The organism is Nitrobacter vulgaris, assembly GCF_002028545.1.
GTDB lineage: Bacteria > Pseudomonadota > Alphaproteobacteria > Rhizobiales > Xanthobacteraceae > Nitrobacter > Nitrobacter vulgaris.
Map to the genome: position 1 here is coordinate 1 of NZ_MWPQ01000067.1, position 1,251 is coordinate 1,251.

The 1,251-nt window shown below is 62.2% G+C and carries 2 protein-coding genes; both read right to left on the reverse strand.

What is annotated here, in order from left to right; genetic code table 11:
• Nucleotides 1–28: 28 nt before the first annotated feature.
• Complete coding sequence (locus B2M20_RS19900; protein WP_338013181.1) at nucleotides 29–877, reverse strand: IS3 family transposase; 849 nt, start codon at nucleotides 875–877, stop codon at nucleotides 29–31.
• Nucleotides 826–1,176 carry a transposase gene (locus tag B2M20_RS17720; RefSeq protein ID WP_079448346.1) on the reverse strand — a complete coding sequence of 117 codons (351 nt, stop codon included), beginning with the start codon at nucleotides 1,174–1,176 and terminating at the stop codon, nucleotides 826–828. Before B2M20_RS17720 ends, B2M20_RS19900 begins: the two co-directional genes overlap by 52 nt.
• Between the last annotated feature and the right edge of the window lie 75 nt (nucleotides 1,177–1,251).

Consider the following 1,251-nt stretch of genomic DNA (forward strand, 5'->3'; position numbering starts at 1 on the left):
TGGAGTGGGCCCCTGGTGCTGGACAGAATCAGACTGCTGATTTGACCATGGGCCGGATATGTTGCTCCTCGAACTGCACGGGGCTGATGTAGCCGAGCGCGGAATGCAGGCGGCGTTGATTGTAAACGTCGTCGATGAACCTGGGAAGCTGCTCGGCGATGTCGTCGAAGGTCTCGAACGCCATCGGATAGACCGCTTCGACCTTGAGTGTCTTCATGAAGCTCTCCGCCTTGGCGTTGTCGTACGGGTTTCCGCGCCGGCTCATCGAGCCGACCAAGTCATGGGCCGCCAGCAATGCTTGATAGATACCAGACGCGTATTGCGATCCGCGGTCCGAATGATGAATGCATCCTGGTCGCGGGCGCCGTCGCTCGATCGCCACCTTCAGCGCCGCGAGCGCGAGCCGCGCGTCGATCGACCTGCCGATCGCATAGCCGACGACGCGGCGTGACCAGGCGTCGAGGATGATCGCCACATAGGCAAAGCCGCCGATAACGGCAATGTAGGTCAGGTCCGCTACCCAGAGCTGGTCCGGGCCATCAAGGACGGTACCCTTCGAACGATCCGGGAAGATGGGCTGATCATGGTCGCTGTCGGTGGTGGCGATATAACGCCTGCGGCGGCGCGGCTGCAGATCGTGCTCGCGCATCAGGCGCTTGATCCGCTTGTGGTTGGCGATCACGCCGCGATGGCGAAGCGCCGCCTGCACGCGGCGCCAGCCATAGGCTTCGAACTCGTCGCAGATCGCGGTGATTGCGTTCAATAGCTCGATATCGCCCATGCGCGCCGCAGGCGCATCATAATAGGTTGATCGCGCGATGCCCATCAGCCGGCATCCTTCAGCGATGGACAGACCGCGGGGCCGGTGATCACGGATGTAGTCGCGCTTCTCTGCCGGGGTGCGCTTTTCAGAGCCCCTTTTAAAAACTCCAGCTCAAGCGCCTGACGGCCGACCAACCGCTCGAGCGCGGCGATCCGCGCTTCGTATTCCTGGACCAGATCTGCAGCGCGCGCGTCGTCGTCCAGCGCGCCGGTCTCATACTTTTCGACCCAGATGCGGATCAGGTTACGCGAAAGGTCGTGGCGCTTGGCCAGGCCGTGAAGCGTCTCGCCACTCAGAAACTCCTGAGCGACTTGGCGCTTAAACTCAACGCTGTGGGATCGGTGTCTCGGCATGGGCTTTTCTCCAAAAGCCCGGCCACCCGGTCAATCCAACTCTGCTTACCCGTCCAGCACCAGGGGCCCACTCCA

Bases quoted from the DNA above. Each gene is read 5' to 3' on its own strand.
- B2M20_RS17720 (WP_079448346.1), bottom strand. From the start codon at position 1,176: ATGCCGAGACACCGATCCCACAGCGTTGAGTTTAAGCGCCAAGTCGCT.